The organism is Microbacterium oxydans, from assembly GCF_000956405.1.
GTDB classification, from domain to species: domain Bacteria; phylum Actinomycetota; class Actinomycetes; order Actinomycetales; family Microbacteriaceae; genus Microbacterium; species Microbacterium oxydans_C.
Map to the genome: position 1 here is coordinate 1 of NZ_JYIV01000010.1, position 18,546 is coordinate 18,546.

Genomic DNA, 18,546 nt, shown 5'->3' on the forward strand with positions numbered 1-18,546 from the left:
GGGAGGCGTCGTTCGAAGATCGCGATGTCTTTCGTGCCTCGGGCTTCTGCGATGATCGCGAGGACGAGCACCGCGAGGGTGGTGACCTTGATGCCACCGGCAGTGGAGATGGATCCGCCACCGACGAACATCAAAGCGTCGGTGAGCAGCAGGGTCGTTGATGTCGACTGTTCTGTGTCGATGATCGCGAATCCACCCGATCTCATCATCGTCGAGGCGAACAAGGCGTGCAGGATCCGGTTCAGCGGATCCAGGGTGCCGATTGTTTCGGTGTTGTTCCATTCGCTGGCCGCCCACGTGACCGAGCCGACGAGGAACAGGACCAGGGTGGTGATACCGGTGAGCTTGGTGTGAAGGGACCATTTCCCCCGGCCCCAGAGGTGCGCGATCACGGCGAGGTAGACGGGGAATCCGAGGCTCCCTGCGAGGACACCGATCGCGAGGATCGTCAGGATCCATGGGTTGTTCTCGTATGCGACTAGCCCGTCAGGGGCGAGGGCGAAGCCCGCGTTGTTGAATGCGGAGACGCCGTAGAACAACGCGTGCCATGGTCCGCTGATCCAGCCGTCTTCGAGAATGAAGGCGGGAAGGAGGAGGACGAACAGCGCTCCCTCGATGACGAGAGTCGTGAGCACCACGATGCTGAGCAGCCGTTTGACGTCACCAAGTGGCGTGGCGCCCATGATCTGTTGGGCGAAAACGCGACCGCCGAGGCCCAGCTTGCGCGTCACGGCCTGGGTGAGCAGCAGTGCGACGGTAACGATTCCTAGGCCGCCGGTCTGGATGGCGATCAGGATGACGATGTGGCCGAACAACGTCCAGGACGTCCCGGTATTGACGGAAGTCAGCCCGGTGACCGTTACCGCCGATGATGCCGTGAAGGCGGCGTTCTCCCAAGGGGCGGATACACCGTCGGCGGCGGCGATCGGCAGTCTCAACAGCCCGGTGAACATCACCGCAGCGAGCAGGAATACGCCAATTGACGCTCGTGCGGGCGAGCGGCGCGGGATATCGGCTACCCATCTCAGGGGCCCCCACAATCGGTTCTTCGATTCCGAGGGCTCTGGTCGCATCACCTCATCCTCCTATCGCGTCGCCGAACACCGCTGACCCGACCCATCGTGCCTTCACGCTAGCCCTCTTCGTCACTCGGGAGAACAGGCTCACTCCCTTCCTGACATCACGTCACCAATGCATGGATCGCGGGGTGTGCGAATGGGATCGCCCCAAGGGGCGGCGACCTTCAATGCACGGAACCGTCACTGCCAAGCCCGCAAAGACGACGTGCAGAGCCTTCGCCCCTGCATTAAAGGCGCCGAAGCAGGCCTACGAACTCGTCGGCCATAGCAAGTTGCCCGGCGAGTTTTTCGCGGCGCAACGCAGCACCCTCCCGGATGTCATCGAGACACGTGCGGAGGAGGGCATCGTCGGGGGCGAGTGCGAGGGCGTCGACGACGTCCAATAGCTCGCGCATCTCGTCGAGGGTGTAGCCGAGTGGTTTCATCCGCCGGATGAGCAGCAGCCGCTCGATGTCTTGCTCGGTGTAGAGCCGGAAGTTGCCCCCGGTACGCGCGGACGGCGCCACAAGACCCGCGTCCTCCCAGTGCCGAAGCGTGCGCAGAGACAGGGACGTGCGCTCGGTGACTTCACCGATGCGCATGGTTTCTTGTGTGCTCACCAGCCGCCTTCTATCCCGATTTTCCACAACACTCACGTTACGTTAGAGTCTGGTTCGGCGCAGCTCTCGCGCCGAACCCCTCATCTTCCCCTGTCGGGCTGACCGACGCCTGCGCCCCGCTGCGCTCCCACTCGTCTCCCGCTCTCACGAGAGAGCCCAACACCCGGAGGGCACATGACTGCCGTCACACCCACCCACGACTCCGCGTCGCGTTACCGCATCGAACCCACCGTCATGCAGGCACTGCGCAGCCCGCGCCTTCTGACCCGCGAAGTCCTCGCCGGCCTCGTCGTCGCCCTTGCCCTGATTCCCGAGGCGATCGCTTTCTCGATCATCGCGGGAGTGGACCCGCGCCTCGGCCTGTTCTCATCGTTCATCATGGCGGTCGCGATCGCATTCCTCGGCGGACGCCCCGCGATGATCACCGCGGCCACCGGAGCAATCGCACTCGTCATCGCACCCGTCGCTCGCGAATACGGCATGGACTACTTCATCGCCACGGTCCTGCTCGGCGGACTCATCCAGATCATCCTCGCCTTGCTCGGTGTCGCCAAGCTCATGCGGTTCATCCCGCGCTCAGTGATGGTCGGCTTCGTGAACGCGCTCGCGATCCTCATCTTCACGTCGCAGTTCCCGCAGCTCATCGGCGTCCCCTGGCTCGTCTACCCCCTCGTCGCCGTCGGCCTTCTGATCATGTACCTCATGCCGCGGATCACGAAGGTCATCCCGGCGCCGCTCGTCGCGATCGTGCTGCTCACCGCGGCCGTCATCGTCTTCGCCTGGAACGTGCCGAACGTCGGCGATCAGGGAGAACTCCCCGAGAGCCTGCCGGCGCTGTTCATCCCGAATGTGCCGCTCACCTTCGAGACGCTGCAGATCATCGCCCCCTACGCGCTGGCTATGGCCGTGGTCGGCCTGCTCGAGTCGCTGATGACCGCGAAGCTCGTCGACGACATCACCGACACCCACTCTCACAAGACCCGCGAGGCACTCGGCCAGGGAGCCGCGAACATTCTCTCCGGCGCGTTCGGCGGCATGGGCGGCTGCGCGATGATCGGCCAGACCATGATCAACGTCAAAGCCTCCGGCGCGCGCACCCGCATCTCCACCTTCCTCGCCGGTGTCTTCCTGCTCATCCTCGTGCTCGCCCTCGGCGACGTGGTGGCGATCATCCCCATGGCTGCGCTCGTCGCCGTCATGATCCTCGTCTCGATCGCGACCTTCGACTGGCACAGCATCCGCTGGAGCACCCTCAAGCGGATGCCGAAGAGCGAGACGACGGTCATGCTCATCACCGTGATCGCGACCGTCTGGACGCACAACCTCGCCGTCGGCGTCATCCTCGGCGTCATCGCCGCGATGATCATGTTCGCCCGCCGGGTCGCGCACTTCGTCACCGTCACCCGCACCATCGACGGCTCCGGCACGACAGCGCACTATGCCGTCGATGGAGAACTGTTCTTCGCCTCGAGCAACGATCTCACCACAGAGTTCGAGTACGCCGATGATCCGGAGACCGTGGTCATCGACATGAGCCGATCCCACGTCTGGGACGCGTCCACCGTCGCGGCCCTCGACGCGATCGTCACCAAGTACGGAAGCCACGGAAAGAACCTCACCATCGAAGGGCTCAACCAGGCCGCCGCCGCCTTCCACGGACGCCTCACCGGCAACCTCGGCGCCGGGCACTGAGCCACGACTACCCAGAGGAGGATCGTATCCGCATCGACATTGACGCTCGGCATCTTCTCCCCGGTGGTGCTTGTCCCGTCGGGCATCGCCATTGACCTGCCCCGAAGGCGTCGCAACCGAAAGTGCTACCTGATTGGATCCGCGTACAGCACAGCAACGATGCCAAAGACGGATTGAAAGTTCATCAGAGTTCTCCTCACCACGGAGCTGCTGCAGCACCTGAAAACTACGAACGGCTCTGACTGTGCGTGAGGGGATCGAGCGGCCGGCCTGCGACCAACATCGAGTTTAGTTCGAGCGCACCTGCAGGGGCGGGGCATCGCGGGTGAGAGCAAGATCCGCGGGGAGCTCTCGAATTCGTCCGACGACGGAGACCGTGACCTGCACCTGCGTGTTCACGTGGACCGCCGCCACCCATGCGTCTTCGGTTCGCTGCCACGAAGACTGTTCGAGGAATAGCCCGTCAAGGTACACGTTCACATGTCCCGCGTGCGCGGATCGGCGATCTGCCCGAGGGGCGAAGCGGGCAGGCCAGGCCATCACGATGAACGTATACCCGTCCAGACGAGTGCTGCACTCAGATGCGACGGCGCCAGCCGCCAGATAGCTACTGGAGAATCGGGTCTCTGCGTCGGTCTCAAGCGCCACACGATAAAAGCCGATCGAATGCTGGGCTTGGGACAACTGATCATCGTTGACTCCCATGACCCCATCGTGGCAGGTGCGCACCGTGCTCACCAGTTTGACCGCTCGGTCCGATCAAGAGCGGTTGCTATGTGGCGAGCAGGGGCGGCAGGTGTGGGATGGTGATCGGGCGCGTCGACCGCGTCTTCTCGTGCACTCGCCGTACGTCGGTGAGCGCATCGGTGGGTGACATGTATCGGGTTGCCACGGGCAGGGTGCGCATCCACATCACTTCGACCTCGTTCTGGTCGACCTCATAGACGCACCCGACGGTGCGTCGAGGGTCGTTGGCTTCGTACTTGTGATCGAGGATGAGCCATTCGGTTTCCGCTACTTTGCGGAGCTCGAAGCGCGCTTCGGTCAGTTCGTTCATTTCATCATCCATGTTCAGTAGTCGCCGAGCGGCTGCAGGTCAGGCGACCACGTGCCAGCGCGATGGGAGAGTGCAGGGGACTAGGCGTTCGCGAGAGACGGTGTGGAGGTTCCTGCGAAGGTCCGTCGGGCGAGCGTGAGGCGAATGTGCCAGGCAGCATCGAAGGTCTGCTCGGGGAGATCCTGCAAGAGTGCACGGTCGTGTGTGTCGAGTCCATCGCGGGCGGCTTCGCGGAGAAGATCGTCCCGCGTGGCGGGGTATTCCATGTCCGTGAGGAATCGGTGAAGAGACGTGGGGAGTGGCATGGGTTGTCCGTCCTGGGGAGAGGGGGCGGCGGGGTGGTCGCAGAAGGGGTGCGACCACCCCCGCCGCCCGGCTGGGCTCCGATGGGGTCAGGCAGTGACTGCCTTGGCGTCGTGGGAGCTCATGGATTCGATCTGGATCTTGCGTGGCTTGGCGCGTTCAGCGATGGGGATCATCACGCTGAGCACACCGTTGTTGTAGGTGGCGCTGATGCCCTGGGCGTCCACGTCGTCACCGATGGTGAACCGGCGCACGTAGGACCCGAACGGGCGCTCCTGTGCCAACCAGCGCGAGTTGTCACGGCTCGCCTCCGTCCGCTCTGCGCGAATCGTGAGGAGGTGACCGTCGACGTCGACGTCGACCGAGCCCGGATCAACCCCGGGGAGGTCAGCGTTGAGAACGTAGCGGTCGCCTTCCCGGAACAGGTCCACGGGCATCAGGCGAGGCTGCCGGCTGGTATCGAAAACGCTCTGTGCGATCCGGTCCAGCTGGCTGAAAGGATCAAAAGACATCGACACGGTGAAAGAATCTCCTTCCAGTGAGTGACGGCACGACACGCCGTCTGACAGTGATGATCAGCTGCGAGGGCCGTGCGGCCACACCTGCGGAGGCGCGCGTACCCGCTCCCGAATCACGTGATGAAAGCTGTCCTCGGCAGTGCCCGTCAATCGCCCCGACCAGCGCGAGTCTGCGGGGACTTCACTCGCTTGGGACGGTGAGAGGGCGGTCGTGGTGGAGACAGTCATCAGGTAGGACACGACCTGGGTGAACTCGGCACGGACCCAGTCGGGATCCGCGCAGATGATGTCCAGGAACGCGGCCGATGTCGTATCGATCGGGTCCGCTACTGTCATGGAAGATCACCTCCATACCTTCATCGACAACTGCCACGGTGTCGGAGAATCCGGCACCGAGCCCTGTGAGAGATGTGGATCACTTGCTACATATTTTGTACACCCGATGATTGACGTGACGCAAGCGGGAGAGGAGAATTTCCGCATGGACTCCTCTGCGCACACCCGACCGGTGTACACCATGAGCATCGCGGCTGAACTCCTCAACCTGCCTCCCGCAACGTTGCGCCTATACGAACGCAAAGGCCTCATCGACCCCGCGCGCACAGAGGGCGGGACTCGCCGTTATAGCGCGGAGGACATCGATCGAATGCGCCGCATCGCCGAGCTCCAAACGGATGGAGTCAACCTGACCGGCATCGGCCACGTCATGGGCCTCCAGGATGAAAATGCGGAACTCCGAGCGTCTCTCGACCGCCACGAGCCTCGATAGTCCGAAAGGCGATACGAACATTAAGTACGACGCGCACATCCGCGAAGGTCGCTCACTCCGGTGTGCTATACCTGTCGCACGCGGGATACACGGATCTTGATTCGCGGGGTGAGCGATTCCCGTGTCAAGGCTGGGTAGCGGCGGAGGCGCCGTCCAGAACCTCGTCGACGAGTTGGATGCCTCCGGACGAGTTCGCGGAGTGCATCAGGTCTTCGATCCACTTCATGTTCAGCTGCGGAGGCTCGGGCGCGTCGAACGTGAATCGCAACGGGATCGAAGGGTGCAGCCAGATCGTGGAGCGGCCGCCTGGTTCGTCGTCAGGGTGCCTCCACGAGAGCGTGAAGCTTTCGTTACGGCGGAGCTTCGTAGCGATGACGATCTTGAGGTGGGCGAGAGCCCGATCTTCGATGTGGATCGGGTCATCGCCTCCGCCGTAGTGCAGAGTGGCCATGCGAGCGACTCTACCGGCTACCGCAGGATCGCTGCACGGGCAACCGCTACACGTGCTCAGGTATGTCCAGCTTCTCCGTTGAGGCGCCCCCGTCCCCCGGTTCCGGGATGAGATAGAGGCCGCTCGGTGCGCTCGCGGTCAATCCGAGCGCGTCGATCCACACCCGGTTGATCGAAGGTTGACGGCTGCCGTGATACTTGAACACCAGTGAACTCCCGCTGTGGACCCACACTGTCACGCGGCCACCACCCACGCTCATATCTTCCCGCCAGGTGAAGCTGAACGGTTCACCCCGCCGCAACTTTGCCGTCATGACGATCTGCAAGTGAGTCAGAGCGCGGTCTTCCACCTCGGTCTTGACTCCGCCTTCGTAGATGAACGTGCCCATCAGAATCCTCGATGCATCAAACCTTCATGCCCGGACCTACCGCTAGGTGGGCACCTCATGACGGCCCATCTTTCCACGGTGCGCGCAACGATCACAGACCCCGCCTAGGCGGTGTTGATCAAGTTGCCGGCCGGTTCCGTAGTGCCTGAACGCTCCGACCTCGTCAGCGGGCCTCAAACCGATGATCGGGTGGTGGCCCGGATCCGGCCCAGTGAAGTCTTCCGCGACAGCATGCTCCGGTGCCAGGATGGCGGCATGGCTACCAATGGGTTTCCGATTCATCAGGACCGTTTTCATCTGCCTGAGCCGGAGTGGACGTTTCCGAACGCGGTGATCAATACCTTTGTCGCGGACTCCCAGGCGGACTTTCCGCCGATGAAGGAGGCGCCAGAGGGGGCGCCGAACATTCTGCTGGTGCTCGTAGATGACGTCGGATTCGGCTGGCCGAGCGTCAACGGTGGTCTGGTGCGGATGCCGAACGCGGAGCGCGTGCACGGCAACGGCCTGTTTTACAACCAGTTCCACACCACAGCACTGTGCGCGCCGACCCGGGCGGCACTGCTGACCGGCCGCAACCATCACTCGGTCGCCTCCGGCAACATCTCGGAGATGGCGACCGGATACCCGGGCTACTGCGGCATCATCCCCAAGAGCACCGCCACGATCGCCGAACTGCTGAAATCGGCGGGGTACGCGACAGGCTGGTGGGGCAAGAACCACAACGTCCCCGACAACCAGACCAGCCCGGCCGGGCCCTTCGAGAACTGGCCGACCGGGCGCGGGTTCGACTACTTCTACGGCTTCATCTCCGGTGAGACCGACCAGTTCTACCCTTCCCTGTTCCGCGGCACCACAGCCGTCGAGGCGCCGGGCCGGCCCGACGACGGCTACCATCTGACCACCGACCTGGCCGACGATCTGATCGGATGGGTCCGCGAGCAGAAGACGATCGCCCCAGACCGGCCCGTCTTCACCTACTTCTCCACCGGGTGCGCTCACGCTCCGCACCAGCCGCCGCTGGACTGGCGCGGCCGCAACGAAGGCCGCTTCGACATGGGCTGGGACGAGTACCGCACCCAGGTGCACGCCAACCAACTGCGGATGGGGATCATCCCGGAAGGCACCACCTTGACCGAGAGGCCCGAAGAGATCCCGTCCTGGGATAGCCAACCCGCCGAGCACCAGCGGCTGTTCGCACGCCAGGCAGAGAACTACGCCGACTTCCTCGAGCACTGCGACCACGAGGTCGGCCGGGTCCTCGACGCCTACGAGGCGCTCGGCGAGCTCGAAAACACCATCGTGCTGTACATCATCGGCGACAACGGATCCTCCGGCGAGGGGTCTTTGATCGGCACGCCGAACGAGTTGATGAGTCTGAACGGGCAGCAGGTCACGATCGACGAGGCAATGCAGTTCTACGACACCTGGGGAATGCCGGGCACCTCGCCGCACTACTCTGCGGCCTGGGCGCACGCCGGCGACACCCCGTTCCAGTGGACCAAGCAGATCGCGTCACACTTCGGCGGCACCCGGAACTCGATGATCGTCTCCTGGCCAGAACGGATCAAGGGCAAGGGCGAAGTGCGGTCCCAGTTCAGCCACGTCATCGACATCATGCCCACAATCCTGGAGGTCGTCGGCATCCGTGAACCTGTCGAGGTGAACGGAGTCAGCCAGCGACCGATCGAGGGCACCAGCCTCGCCTACACCTTCGCCGACGCCGACGCCCCCGGCCGTCACGAGACCCAGTACTTCGAGATGTATGGCAACCGGGCGATGTACCACGACGGCTGGATCGCCAGCTGTCGTCACGGACGCCTGCCCTGGCAGACTGCCGGGACGTTCCCGTGGGACGACGACACCTGGGAGCTCTACAACCTCCGCGAAGACTTCAGCCAAGCTGTCGATCTCGCCGAGAAGGAGCCCGAGCGTCTGCAAGCACTTAAGGATATGTTCGTCGCGGACGCCGCCAAGTACAACGTGCTGCCCCTGGACGACCGTTTCGCCGAACGGCTCGACGTGACACTACGCCCGAGCTACTACTTCGGCCGCAAGAAGGTCACGCTCTATCCAGGTATGGTGCGCCAACCGGAAGGATCCGGGCCGAAGTTCATCGGTGTCCCGATGCAGATCACCGCACCGATCACGGTCCCCGACGGCGGCGCCGAAGGCGTGATCTTCGCCCTCGGCGGAGACGGCGCCGGGTTCTCCGTGTTCCTGTGGGAGGGCAAGGTCAGATACCACTACAACTACTTCGGGATCGAGAGGTACGACGCCGTCGCCGACGAACCGCTGGAACCTGGCGATCACACGATCGTTGTCGACTTCGCCCCCGATGCTCCACGGCCCGGGGCGCCTGCCACCGTGACGGTCTACGTCGACGGCGCCCAGGTGACGCAAACCCGTGTGGACCGCCAGATCCCGCTTCGCGCGGGCACCGAGTGCTTCGACGTCGGAATGGACAGCCGGTCCCCGGTGTGCGACGACTACGGACACCGCGGCGTCTTCGAGTTCACCGGGACCATCGAATCGGTCACCTTCGAATTCGGCGAGTCCCCGGAGCCGACCGGAGCGGAACGGCTCGAACTCGCCACCAAGATGGACTGATCAGCGCGGCCGGCAGGCCGAGCTGACGACGCGAAACGCCCGGCGATTGCACAACTCAGAGCAGCCGCCAGGCGTCTCAACGATAGCCAAAGGACCGCGATGGGGCTGGGCCGATGGCGGGTCGAGTCGATAGACACCATTTATCGGAGGACACCTCCCGATTCGAGGGGGAGATCACGGACGGGGCCTTGCTCGCCACCACGCTCTATGGCCGTGGTGATTGAGTCAGTCTTGATCCAGATCAGCGTGGCGGCGAGGCAGATCGCGCCTCTGTAGTTGCGCGCGAGTTTGTCGGATCGCATGGCGATCCCGCGCCATTGCTTGAGCTTGTTGAAGCAGCGTTCGACGACGTTGCGCCCCTTGTATCGCTGCTTCTGTTCTTCGCCGAAGTCGATGGGCCGGCCGGGCTTTTTCGGCGGTGGGCGATCTGATCGTCTCGCTCGGGGATGGTCGCGGCGATACGGTGGGCGCGCAGCCAAGCCCTGTTCGCTCTCGATGGGTAGCCCTCGTCGGCCAGTACCCGCTCCGGCCTGGTCCGCGGTCGTCCCATTTTGCTACGAGGCACGCAGATGTCATCGAGCGTGGCAACCAGCATTGTGGTGTCGGCGGTATTGCCTCCGGTGAGCACCATCCCCAACGGCCTGCCACGCCCGTCGGCAACCAGGTGCACCTTCGTTGTCAGGCCGCCGCGGGAGCGGCCAATCGCATGGTCAGGCGGCTCGGCCCACGGATGCCTGTGATTCGGCGGAGCCCCCTGTGTCGCGCGGGAGGGATGCACCATGCTGATGTACGCGCGCGATCGTGGAGTCAATCGAGACCACCCAGTCGATCTTCCCCACAGCGTCCGCCTGCTTCTGCACCTCGGCGAGCAGCTTCTCCCAGGTTCCTTCCTGAGCCCAGCGGTTGAACCGTTTGTAGATCGAGTTCCACTTACCGAACCGCTCAGGCACGTCGCGCCACGGGGCGCCGGTGCGGTATTTCCAAGCCATCCCCTCGACCGCGAGCCGATGATCCGTCCACGGCCGGGAGCGCCCCGTCACCGTCGGCATCAACGGCTCCAACACCGCCCACACCTCGTGAGAGATCTCCTGTCGCGTCACGATCCAAGACTCGCGCACGCGAAACCGAAACCTCTTGATCAACACGCCCTAGGCCGCACCCCGTGCTTCTGCGCTTTCAGAAGCACGATCTCCTCCCGCTCAACGAGCGAGAGATACCGGCCGCCCGGGTCGGCGAGAGTGAACGTGGGCATGCCCCCCACCCTGCCGGAACCACTGTGCTCCGACCGCGGCCGACACGCCCACCGCGACCGCAGCGTCCTCGGACGAGACACCGCGCCCGATGTTCCCGACCTCTCGCTCGATGCCCCGCCGGGTACCCGGCTGCCCCGGCGAAACCATCGGATTCCGCCCGGTCAACTCTTTCAACCATCCCGCCGGACGTCCCATCACCACGCCTCAGATCAGAGTGTTACGACGACCGGTTGAATTCGCCCTGGCTGCCACGGTCCGAGTGATGGACCAGCCCGTCGATGGCGTGGTCTCTCGCGCTCACGAGGGCGTGTCCGAGAGCTTCCGGCGGAGGGTCTTCGGTGCGCATCGTGGCGCGGGTTGCACAGCCGACGATCTTCCGGTGAACACGTCGGTGACGAACGCGGTGTAGCAGAACCCTGCCGTGGTTCGGACGTAGGCGATGTCTGCGATTCAGAGCCGGTTCGGTCCGTCGGCGACGAAGCGCCGCTCGACGCGGTCCGGACGATGGTTAGGGACGCGTGCGGGGATCGTGGTGCGTGGTGTGCGGCCACGAGTCACGCCGATGAGCCCGACCTCGCGCATGAGACGAGCAATCTGGTCACGACCGATGCGCCAGCCTTCCCGGTGCATCGCGTGCCAGATCTTCCTGGCCCCGTAGACGCCGTAGTTGTCTGCATGAAGCCGCGTGATGACGGAGATCAGCTCCGCATCTCGCAGCCGCCTATCGCACGCGGGTCGGGTCCGTGCGGCCCGGTATCCGCGGGAGGTGAGGAACCCACCCTCTGTCGCACCGAGGGTGCGGCATATGAGCTCGACCCCGAACTGGTCGCAATACATGTCGATGTAAGCGATCATCTCTGCGTGGGCCAGTCGAGCTCCGCAGCGAAAAATGTCGACGCGGTCTTGAGGATCTCGTTCGCGCGCCGCATTCCTCGTTTTCACGCTTCAACCGGCGGATCTCCGCCTGCCCGTCGGTCGTAACCCCGAGCCGGGAGCCATCATCGATGCTGGCCTGCTCGATCCAGCGTCGCAGCGACTCGGTCGAGACGTTCAACTTCGGGGCGGTGAGCTTAGTCACCTGGTAGCTGGTCAAACCGTCCTCACTCGGGTTCCCCACCCAGTCGGCGAATCCGTCGATCGTCATGTCATTTCTCGGCAACGAGTCCGGCACGGGCAGAACCTCGCAGCGATGGCATCGTGGACGAAGCGGCGTGATCCCAGCAGGCCCGTCCACTACGAAGGCGACTATACGGGCGCATACACGACGTTTACTCGCGCATGTACCCGACCCCCGCCGAGCTGGCGGTCATCGATGCCAATGAGGGAGACGTCTTCGCGTGTGCACCGGCGGGGTCTGTGCTTTCGAGGTCGCGACCCATGGTGATGTGCGAGTACGGCGCCGCGGCCGGGACGGGCCCTGGCGGGCTCGACTGGTACAAGGAAACCGCGGAGTCAACCGCGCCTGCACCGCGGGTTCACTGGGAGTGGCGCGACCACGGGCTCGCGGTAGATGACCCGACACACGGCGCATACTTCGCCAATGGCGGCGACTTCGGCGAGCAGGTGCACGATAGCAACTTCGTCATCGACGGCCTGGTGCTCTCCGATGGGACGCCGATGGCCGGACTCGTGGAGTTCGCCGCGGTCTCGGCGCCGCTTCGATTCACCGACGACGACAGTATTCATGTTCACAATCGGGCGCATTCGCAGAGCGCCGCGGTGTACGTCGTGACGACCGCAGTACACGGACATGATGGCTCCATCGTCCGGGCTGAGCTGCCGACCGACGATCTTCGGCCGGGCCACAAGATGCGCTTTGCCATCCCACCTCTCATCCGGAAGGCGGTCACCAACGCTGACGCGTGGATCAGCGTCAAAGCGGCGCTTCGCCGAGACGCCTCGTGGGCGCCGCCGGCCACATCGTCGCTCGCGCCGACTTCGACGAGGTGGCCAGCATCGCACTCGCCCCTGTGGCACCCAGCGCTTCAGTGACCGTCCTCGAGTAGCTGTCCTGCGACGCGGCACATTTCGATCCCGCGACAGGTTTGCTTCGCTCTCTGCTGGGGATTGCCGTCGACGGACCGTTCCTCGAGCTGTGACGCGCGCCCACCAACAACGATTGCGGCAAGGGAGCCGGCTCTTATGATTTGGGTGCTCCCGAATCGACGCACCGCGGACTCGGGCACGTGCCCGCAGACTCCTCGGAATAACGTTGGCGTCAACGCGGACTCGACCGGCATCGCCATCGCGTCACCAGCATCGAGCGCGGCGCGGCCACGCTGAGGGTGGACACCGTCGTCGCGGCGGCCGACAGGCGGCTCAGCTGCGGGTGAGCTATGAGTGGCACGCCCTGCGTTCAGCGAGCCCCTTCTCCTGGTCGATGTCGCCCGGATGCCAAATGGGACTCGACGTGGCCACGGGACGGTGTGCACTTCACGGTTCCCTCGACATTCGACCAGGTGGCCTGGTTGGGCGACGGGCCGGGAGATAGCTATCTGGACATGGCTCTCGGCGCACGGCTCGGAACCCATACCGGCCATATCGATGCGATGAACACGATGCACGCCCGACCGCAGGAGTCCGGTCACCGCGCGAACGATCGCTACCTCAAGCTGCCCGACGCAGACGGCCGCGGGCTGAGGATCGCCTCGGGCCCGGGGGCGGATGGGCCAGCCGGGCTTCGTGTTCTCACGCTGGTCCGCTCACGAGATCGACGCTGCGCAGCATCCGTATGACCTCCCCGAATCATCCCGCGATCACCTCCATCTCGATGATGCGGTGCATAGTCTCGGCTCTCGGGCGTGCGGTCCCGATGTCGAGCCGCGACATGCACTGCGACCGTCGGCGCGGACGTTCTCTTTCCGATTCGGGGAGATCTAAAGGGACTACTCGCGACCGCCGGTCGAGGTCTCCGGATCGTCCGACTCCGCTGCCGCGCCCGCCGCGTCTGACGCGATCCCCTGATCGGGCACGGTCACGTCGAGGACGGGAATAGCTGCCGACCGCGAGTTCTTCGGCATCATCGCCGCTGGGAGCGCGGGACGCAATCTGCCTGAAGCCGCCGACTGCAGATCGGAGGATGGTCGTGTCGTGGGCGAATCCGCCTCGAGCAGCGCGGCACGGATGATGCGTCGAGGGTCATACTGCCGTGGATCGAGAGAGCGCCAGTCGACGTCGTCGAAGTCGGATCCAAGCTCGCCTTTGGCGCGATCGGCGAGATTTCGCACCAGATCCCGCCCCTCTCGAATCCACTTTCTGACCGACTCCGCGTATGCCGGGAGCCGCTCGGGTCCGATGATGAGTGCCACGAGGAGGGCGATGAGAAGCAGTTTCTCGATGGTGAGTCCGAAGTACATGATCGTCTCCTAGTCGGCAACGTCGCCCTGCGCGATCGCGGCGCCGGCGACGGGCGAGCGCTCGAGGCCGCGACGGCTCCGGCGCTCTAGGAGCACCGTCACGAACCATGCGCCGAAATACAGCGTGGTGATTGCGGCCATGAGGAGCAGCATCGAGATGACATCCGCAGCCGGCGTCGCAAGAGCTGAGAAAACGGCGGCTGCGACCATTGCGACGCGCCACCCACGGAGCAGTCCTTGTGAACTGACCAGGCCGGAGAGATTGAGCATTACGAGGAACACCGGCACCGAGAACGCGACCCCTACAGCCAGCATCAGCTTGAGAACGAAGTCGTAGTAGTACGCCGACTGCAGTAACAGTGCACTCCCCTCAGGAACGAAGGAAGCCAGCAATGTGATTGTGTGCGGGGCGATCAGCACCCCTGTGGCGCACCCCACAATGAATAGAGGAATCGCTGAGAACACAAATCCGAGTGTCCATCGCACCTCGCGTCGAGTGAGACCGGGAACGAGAAACAGCCAGATCTGCAACAGCCATATTGGACAAGCAACGATGGCGCCGACTGCAATGGCGATGCGAAGCCGAAGATCGAAAGCGGCCGTCACCGTGGTAAATGTCAAAGCAGTCAGAGAGTCACTCTGATCGGCGGCGATGCCTCGGATCGGCGACGCGAGGAAGTGAATGATCGGATCCGTCAGCGCGAAAGCGGCGACGGCGGCAACCAGCAGCGCGATGAAGGAGATGAACAGTCTGCGACGCAACTCTGCGAGGTGAGCACTAAGGCGCATCGTCCCCTTGCTTCGATCACCCTGGCCCCGGCGCGACCGGACGAGAGTCACCACGGCTGAACCCGCTACGCAGTCGGCCGAGGGCCGGCGGCCCGCGGCGCTGCCATAGGCGCGCTGCCGTGCTGCTGTGACGTCTCTGCCACATCCGTGCTCGCCTGGTCTTCTGCGCGCGACTCGCGAATCTCGCCCTTCAGGATGCGAGCGGACTGGCCCACGCTCTTGGCTAGTGCGGGCAGCTTGGCCGCACCGAAGAGAAGAAGAATGACGACTAGAAGGATGATCATGTGCCACCCGGTCAGGTTTGCGAACATCGAAGTGCTCCTTTGCTGTGCGCCCCGCTCCTGTGCGGCGGGCGGACGATGTGATCTGAGTGTAGATCGGGATCTGGATCTGCGCAACCGGTTTTCTAGAGTGATATAGCCCTCGGCACACCGTCGGATGAGCTGCGTCCTGAACAAGCTCAGGTAGACGGCGTACAGCAATGGGGCGATGAACACCAGCGCAAACACGATGAGAAATGGTGCGAGAAACCCGAGTCCGGCTCGAGCCTGGGAGCGCTCGATTCGCCCGCGTCCACGTCGCGAAGGCGGCTCACGGCGAGTCGTTGCTGGCCCACGCGGGGCGATTGGTGAGATGTCGACATTGACCATCCCATCGTTAAACCGATTTCTCAAACGTATCGGATGCCCATGAGGTCGTCGCTCCGCCTAACGAGCGGCGTCGCGAGGACTTCTTCGACGGTGTCAGCGCGTGATCGTGTAGGCGAGTGTGTACGTCCCCGGGCCGATCTCGTACTCCTCGTGCGGCTCAGGACCGCATGCGCCGTTGCCCAGGCCGCGGTGGGCGGCATCCAAGCTCAAGATCAGATGAGGATGCTCGGTGAGTTCCGTTTCGTGCGAGGAGTTATACAACTCTTCCGCGGTATGTCGAACCGCCGAGAACGAGAACGGCTCCCCTGAAGTCTCGATCCGCAGCCGATCTCCCTTGGCTGGGTCGATCAGTTCGACCCAGCGGACGTCTGTACGCAATCCGTACTCCTGAGGAACGAGGTAGGGCTGAGTGTCGATGCCGGCTTCCCAGAGGCCGATCATGCTCCCGCGCTTGCGGTCCGCGTAGTTTTCTCCCGGCCCTCGACCAAACCAGCGCATCCTGGTGAATCGAGGGTCGATCTCATATCGAACTCCCACGCGAGGCAGTCCCACCAGGTCGTTCGGGATCGTGAAGGTATGCGATTCGTGGCCGGGCTGAAACTCACGGTCGTACTCGATGAGGTCCGTCGGCGCCATGCTGTCGATCCCCTGTTGCAGCCACTTGTGAAGCCGCTGGCTGCCCTTGGATTCGGCGGCTGCCCACTCGAGCATGAGCTTGAATCCATCGTTGTCCACCGCAGCCCGCCATAGCTGCGGCATAGGGCCCGCGACGATGGCTCCGTCAGCGACGGGTGCGCCTGTCGACCGGCCGTCGATCGGGCTTTCGACGATGTACTGGTCCCAGGCGACGAGATGGTCCGCCTCAGCGAACCACCTCGCGTCGCGCAGGTACCAGCGGACGGTCAGTACGCCCCCGAGGTCTTGCGGAAGGGCGATGGGGAGAGGGATGCTCCGATACTCACCCGGTGGCACATCGACGCCCTCCAGGTCACCCGAAATCTCTGTGTCGCCGTCGGTGAAAACCCAGCGTGCGTATAGGTCGTCCAAGGATGCGAATGACCGACGGTTCTCCACAAAGAGGTGGCCATCCTCGACCCACGTCGCAACGGGGCGATAGACCCACGACACCTCTGTCATGGCGGGATGAGGCGTCAGGTCAGAGGACACCAGTCCATCCGCGATGAAGTTTCCGTCATGGGGGTTGTCGCCGAACATGCCTCCGTAGTGCAGCCGACGATCGGCGGCGTCAGGATGACGGAGCCCATGGTCTTTCCACTCCCAGATGAAGCCTCCCTGCAGCCCGGGGTAGGAATGGATCACGTCCCAGTAATCGGCGAGTGAGCCATTCGCGTTGCCCATCGCGTGGCTGTACTCGCACATGATGAACGGCCTATCTGCGCGGCCGTCCGCCACAGCGCGACCGTAATCGGCCACCTCGGGGACGGTGGGATACATCGGGCACACCACATCCGTCGCTTGACGACCGCCGTCGATCCACCCCTGCGTACGAGTCGCATCCTCGTAGTGGAGCGGTCTGGTCGGCTCTGAGCGGCGCACCCAGGCAGCCGCAGCGTCGTGATTGGCTCCATAGCCGGACTCGTTCCCGAGGCTCCATATGATGACGCTGGGGTGATTCCTGTCACGCTGCACCATGCGCGCGACGCGCTCCACCCACGCTTCTCGATACTCCGGACGGTCACACAGGTGCCAGTTGTAGGCGTGCGACTCGATGTCCGCCTCGTCGACGACATAGAAGCCCAGCTCGTCGCACAGGTCCAGGAACTCCGGCCGGTTCGGGTAGTGCGCGGTCCGGATCGCGGTGATGTTGTGGCGACGCATCTGCACGAGGTCCGCGCGCATGTCATCCACGGTGACCGCGGTTCCGCGATCGGGGTGGTGGTCATGTCGGTTCACGCCGTGGATCCAGACCCGCTGGCCGTTGACGAGCAGATCAGGGCCGTCAATGACAACTCTCCGAAAGCCCACGCGCTGAGTGACGGTGTCGACGACGTCACCCTCGGGGTTCAGGAGATCGATCACGCAGGTATAAAGCGTCGGGCTCTCGGCGCTCCAGGGCTCGACAGCGAGCGCGTCGAGACTGACGGTGCCGCCGACATCGGTGAACTGATAGGTGGTCGTGTGATCGACATCCACGGGAGCTGTTGCGGGATGCGCGACAGCAACGGAGGTGGCCGCGTCACGGATTGTTGCGCGCAGCGACCATCCCGCCTCCAGCCTTTCCAGAGCCGCGACGGCACGTACGTGCAGCGACCCGGTGCCCGCCGTGGGATCCCAATCGGCTTCCACTCGCACGTCTTCGAGGCGATCAGCGGGTCTGATCATCAGATGCACTGGGCGGTGGAGCCCGGCCATCCACCACGCATCCTGATCTTCGATGTAGCTGTGCGCGCTGAAGCGGACCACGACGATAGCGAGCTCGTTCTCACCATCGCGAACCTGGTCGGTGACGTCATACACGCTGTCGAGGCGAGCATCCGTTCCGTACCCGATGAACTGGCCATTGAGGTAGACGACGTGCACGCTATCGGCCCCGCCGACACAGATCCGGATGCACGAACTGTCCGCGCGCTCCGGCGCCACGAACGAACGACGGTAGACACCAGTCGGATTGCGCGCCGGCAGGATCGGTGGCGGCCCGTCGAAGGGCATGACGATGTTCGTGTAGTGAGGGAGGTCGCCGACACCCTGCAAGGTCCAGTTGCCCGGCACCGCGACCTCGTGCCATCCGACGGCGTCCGTGTCGCCATTCAGCGCATCGACCGGAACGTCGTCCGGCGTATCGAACAAGCGGAAGGACCACGTGCCATCCAGCGTGATGTCGCTCGCCTCAACGCCGCGGGTCGTCATAGGGAGCCGCCCGATAGCCGTCTGTGTGGGGTCTGTCCAGGGTCGGAAAGGGCCGACGACAGGAAGCATGCTTGTCCTCAATCTTGGGTGCGCCGACGGAGCCGAGGCGCGGAGAGCGTCGGCTCCGTCGAAGCGGTGGGGGTTCGGTGCCGCTGTGCGGTGCTGCG

Annotated in this window: 19 protein-coding genes and 2 pseudogenes; 6 read left to right on the forward strand and 15 right to left on the reverse strand. The window is 64.1% G+C overall.

The window, feature by feature from the left end; translation table 11 throughout:
- Positions 1–953, reverse strand: a 953-nt coding sequence (locus tag RN51_RS00755; RefSeq protein ID WP_052674522.1) for a TrkH family potassium uptake protein, incomplete at its 3' end; no start/stop codon positions are given.
- 353 nt (positions 954–1,306) lie between these two features.
- Positions 1,307–1,660, reverse strand: a complete 354-nt coding sequence (locus RN51_RS00760; RefSeq protein ID WP_045262144.1) for a MerR family transcriptional regulator — start codon at positions 1,658–1,660, stop codon at positions 1,307–1,309.
- A gap of 192 nt (positions 1,661–1,852) precedes the next feature.
- Here RN51_RS00760 and RN51_RS00765 point away from each other — a divergent pair, with 192 nt between their 5' ends.
- Complete coding sequence (locus RN51_RS00765; RefSeq protein WP_045262145.1) at positions 1,853–3,370, forward strand: SulP family inorganic anion transporter; 1,518 nt, start codon at positions 1,853–1,855, stop codon at positions 3,368–3,370.
- A gap of 288 nt (positions 3,371–3,658) precedes the next feature.
- Here the strand turns inward: RN51_RS00765 and RN51_RS00770 are convergent, their stop codons facing one another.
- The 5 genes from RN51_RS00770 to RN51_RS00790 all read right to left on the reverse strand — a co-directional run bounded on the left by RN51_RS00770 (position 3,659) and on the right by RN51_RS00790 (position 5,584).
- Positions 3,659–4,075 carry a hypothetical protein gene (locus RN51_RS00770; RefSeq protein WP_045262146.1) on the reverse strand — a complete coding sequence of 139 codons (417 nt, stop codon included), beginning with the start codon at positions 4,073–4,075 and terminating at the stop codon, positions 3,659–3,661.
- A 67-nt stretch (positions 4,076–4,142) separates the two neighbouring features.
- Positions 4,143–4,427 carry a hypothetical protein gene (locus RN51_RS00775; RefSeq protein WP_045262147.1) on the reverse strand — a complete coding sequence of 95 codons (285 nt, stop codon included), beginning with the start codon at positions 4,425–4,427 and terminating at the stop codon, positions 4,143–4,145.
- Positions 4,428–4,507: 80 nt separating this feature from the next.
- A complete protein-coding gene (locus RN51_RS18850) occupies positions 4,508–4,732 on the reverse strand; it encodes a DUF2795 domain-containing protein (RefSeq protein WP_082066183.1) in 225 nt (74 codons plus the stop codon).
- Between the two features lie 87 nt (positions 4,733–4,819).
- On the reverse strand, positions 4,820–5,248 hold the full coding sequence (locus RN51_RS00785; RefSeq protein WP_045262149.1) for an Hsp20/alpha crystallin family protein: 429 nt from the start codon (positions 5,246–5,248) through the stop codon (positions 4,820–4,822).
- Between the two features lie 57 nt (positions 5,249–5,305).
- On the reverse strand, positions 5,306–5,584 hold the full coding sequence (locus RN51_RS00790) for a hypothetical protein (RefSeq protein WP_045262150.1): 279 nt from the start codon (positions 5,582–5,584) through the stop codon (positions 5,306–5,308).
- Between RN51_RS00790 and RN51_RS00795 the strand changes: the two genes are divergently transcribed.
- Positions 5,583–6,017: a MerR family transcriptional regulator gene (locus RN51_RS00795; RefSeq protein ID WP_231579170.1), complete on the forward strand. Its 435-nt coding sequence runs from the start codon at positions 5,583–5,585 to the stop codon at positions 6,015–6,017. The two genes, RN51_RS00790 and RN51_RS00795, sit on opposite strands and share 2 nt — an antisense overlap.
- Before the next feature lie 124 nt (positions 6,018–6,141).
- Here RN51_RS00795 and RN51_RS00800 read toward each other — a convergent pair whose 3' ends face one another.
- Both RN51_RS00800 and RN51_RS00805 read right to left on the reverse strand, forming a co-directional pair.
- A complete protein-coding gene (locus RN51_RS00800; protein ID WP_045262151.1) occupies positions 6,142–6,468 on the reverse strand; it encodes a hypothetical protein in 327 nt (108 codons plus the stop codon).
- A 46-nt stretch (positions 6,469–6,514) separates the two neighbouring features.
- Positions 6,515–6,856, reverse strand: a complete 342-nt coding sequence (locus tag RN51_RS00805; protein WP_045262152.1) for a hypothetical protein — start codon at positions 6,854–6,856, stop codon at positions 6,515–6,517.
- Positions 6,857–7,111: 255 nt separating this feature from the next.
- Between RN51_RS00805 and RN51_RS00810 the strand changes: the two genes are divergently transcribed.
- Positions 7,112–9,463 (forward strand): arylsulfatase, encoded by a 2,352-nt coding sequence (locus RN51_RS00810; RefSeq protein ID WP_045262153.1) that lies wholly within the window; start codon positions 7,112–7,114, stop codon positions 9,461–9,463.
- A 230-nt stretch (positions 9,464–9,693) separates the two neighbouring features.
- On the opposite strand, the pseudogene RN51_RS18100 reads toward RN51_RS00810, so the two are convergent.
- A pseudogene (locus RN51_RS18100) lies at positions 9,694–10,602 on the reverse strand (IS5 family transposase); the annotation flags it as partial.
- A gap of 564 nt (positions 10,603–11,166) precedes the next feature.
- Complete coding sequence (locus RN51_RS00825) at positions 11,167–11,571, reverse strand: IS3 family transposase (RefSeq protein WP_082066185.1); 405 nt, start codon at positions 11,569–11,571, stop codon at positions 11,167–11,169.
- Positions 11,572–11,905: 334 nt separating this feature from the next.
- Here RN51_RS00825 and RN51_RS17870 point away from each other — a divergent pair.
- The 3 genes and pseudogenes from RN51_RS17870 (at position 11,906) to RN51_RS18765 (ending at position 13,596) form a co-directional block, all read left to right on the forward strand.
- A pseudogene (locus RN51_RS17870) lies at positions 11,906–12,708 on the forward strand (glycoside hydrolase family 2 TIM barrel-domain containing protein).
- A gap of 344 nt (positions 12,709–13,052) precedes the next feature.
- Positions 13,053–13,451 carry a hypothetical protein gene (locus tag RN51_RS18625; RefSeq protein WP_082066188.1) on the forward strand — a complete coding sequence of 133 codons (399 nt, stop codon included), beginning with the start codon at positions 13,053–13,055 and terminating at the stop codon, positions 13,449–13,451.
- Complete coding sequence (locus RN51_RS18765; protein WP_052674524.1) at positions 13,381–13,596, forward strand: hypothetical protein; 216 nt, start codon at positions 13,381–13,383, stop codon at positions 13,594–13,596. Before RN51_RS18625 ends, RN51_RS18765 begins: the two co-directional genes overlap by 71 nt.
- Before the next feature lie 5 nt (positions 13,597–13,601).
- Here the strand turns inward: RN51_RS18765 and RN51_RS00835 are convergent, their stop codons facing one another.
- The 4 genes from RN51_RS00835 to RN51_RS00850 form a co-directional block, all read right to left on the reverse strand.
- Positions 13,602–14,072 carry a Sec-independent protein translocase TatB gene (locus RN51_RS00835; RefSeq protein ID WP_156149052.1) on the reverse strand — a complete coding sequence of 157 codons (471 nt, stop codon included), beginning with the start codon at positions 14,070–14,072 and terminating at the stop codon, positions 13,602–13,604.
- Between the two features lie 9 nt (positions 14,073–14,081).
- Positions 14,082–14,915, reverse strand: coding sequence for a twin-arginine translocase subunit TatC (tatC, locus tag RN51_RS00840; protein WP_231579171.1), 834 nt, complete (start codon positions 14,913–14,915; stop codon positions 14,082–14,084).
- A gap of 11 nt (positions 14,916–14,926) precedes the next feature.
- On the reverse strand, positions 14,927–15,172 hold the full coding sequence (locus RN51_RS00845) for a twin-arginine translocase TatA/TatE family subunit (RefSeq protein ID WP_045262155.1): 246 nt from the start codon (positions 15,170–15,172) through the stop codon (positions 14,927–14,929).
- 432 nt (positions 15,173–15,604) lie between these two features.
- Entirely contained in the window at positions 15,605–18,379 is a 2,775-nt protein-coding gene (locus tag RN51_RS00850) for a glycoside hydrolase family 2 TIM barrel-domain containing protein (RefSeq protein WP_231579172.1), read from the reverse strand.
- Positions 18,380–18,546: the final 167 nt, after the last annotated feature.

What these genes read in the sequence shown, in the direction of transcription:
- RN51_RS00770 (WP_045262146.1), bottom strand. Translation starts at nt 4,075, where the DNA reads ATGGGAGTCAACGATGATCAGTTGTCCCAAGCCCAGCATTCGATCGGC.
- RN51_RS00790 (WP_045262150.1), bottom strand. Translation starts at nt 5,584, where the DNA reads ATGACAGTAGCGGACCCGATCGATACGACATCGGCCGCGTTCCTGGAC.
- RN51_RS00810 (WP_045262153.1), top strand. Translation starts at nt 7,112, where the DNA reads ATGGCTACCAATGGGTTTCCGATTCATCAGGACCGTTTTCATCTGCCT.
- RN51_RS00765 (WP_045262145.1), top strand. Translation starts at nt 1,853, where the DNA reads ATGACTGCCGTCACACCCACCCACGACTCCGCGTCGCGTTACCGCATC.
- RN51_RS00775 (WP_045262147.1), bottom strand. Translation starts at nt 4,427, where the DNA reads ATGAACGAACTGACCGAAGCGCGCTTCGAGCTCCGCAAAGTAGCGGAA.
- RN51_RS00805 (WP_045262152.1), bottom strand. Translation starts at nt 6,856, where the DNA reads ATGGGCACGTTCATCTACGAAGGCGGAGTCAAGACCGAGGTGGAAGAC.
- RN51_RS18765 (WP_052674524.1), top strand. Translation starts at nt 13,381, where the DNA reads ATGGGCCAGCCGGGCTTCGTGTTCTCACGCTGGTCCGCTCACGAGATC.
- RN51_RS00825 (WP_082066185.1), bottom strand. Translation starts at nt 11,571, where the DNA reads ATGATCGCTTACATCGACATGTATTGCGACCAGTTCGGGGTCGAGCTC.
- RN51_RS00800 (WP_045262151.1), bottom strand. Translation starts at nt 6,468, where the DNA reads ATGGCCACTCTGCACTACGGCGGAGGCGATGACCCGATCCACATCGAA.
- RN51_RS00835 (WP_156149052.1), bottom strand. Translation starts at nt 14,072, where the DNA reads ATGTACTTCGGACTCACCATCGAGAAACTGCTTCTCATCGCCCTCCTC.
- RN51_RS18850 (WP_082066183.1), bottom strand. Translation starts at nt 4,732, where the DNA reads ATGCCACTCCCCACGTCTCTTCACCGATTCCTCACGGACATGGAATAC.
- RN51_RS00795 (WP_231579170.1), top strand. Translation starts at nt 5,583, where the DNA reads ATGGAAGATCACCTCCATACCTTCATCGACAACTGCCACGGTGTCGGA.
- RN51_RS00845 (WP_045262155.1), bottom strand. Translation starts at nt 15,172, where the DNA reads ATGTTCGCAAACCTGACCGGGTGGCACATGATCATCCTTCTAGTCGTC.
- RN51_RS00760 (WP_045262144.1), bottom strand. Translation starts at nt 1,660, where the DNA reads ATGCGCATCGGTGAAGTCACCGAGCGCACGTCCCTGTCTCTGCGCACG.
- RN51_RS00850 (WP_231579172.1), bottom strand. Translation starts at nt 18,379, where the DNA reads ATGACGACCCGCGGCGTTGAGGCGAGCGACATCACGCTGGATGGCACG.
- RN51_RS18625 (WP_082066188.1), top strand. Translation starts at nt 13,053, where the DNA reads ATGAGTGGCACGCCCTGCGTTCAGCGAGCCCCTTCTCCTGGTCGATGT.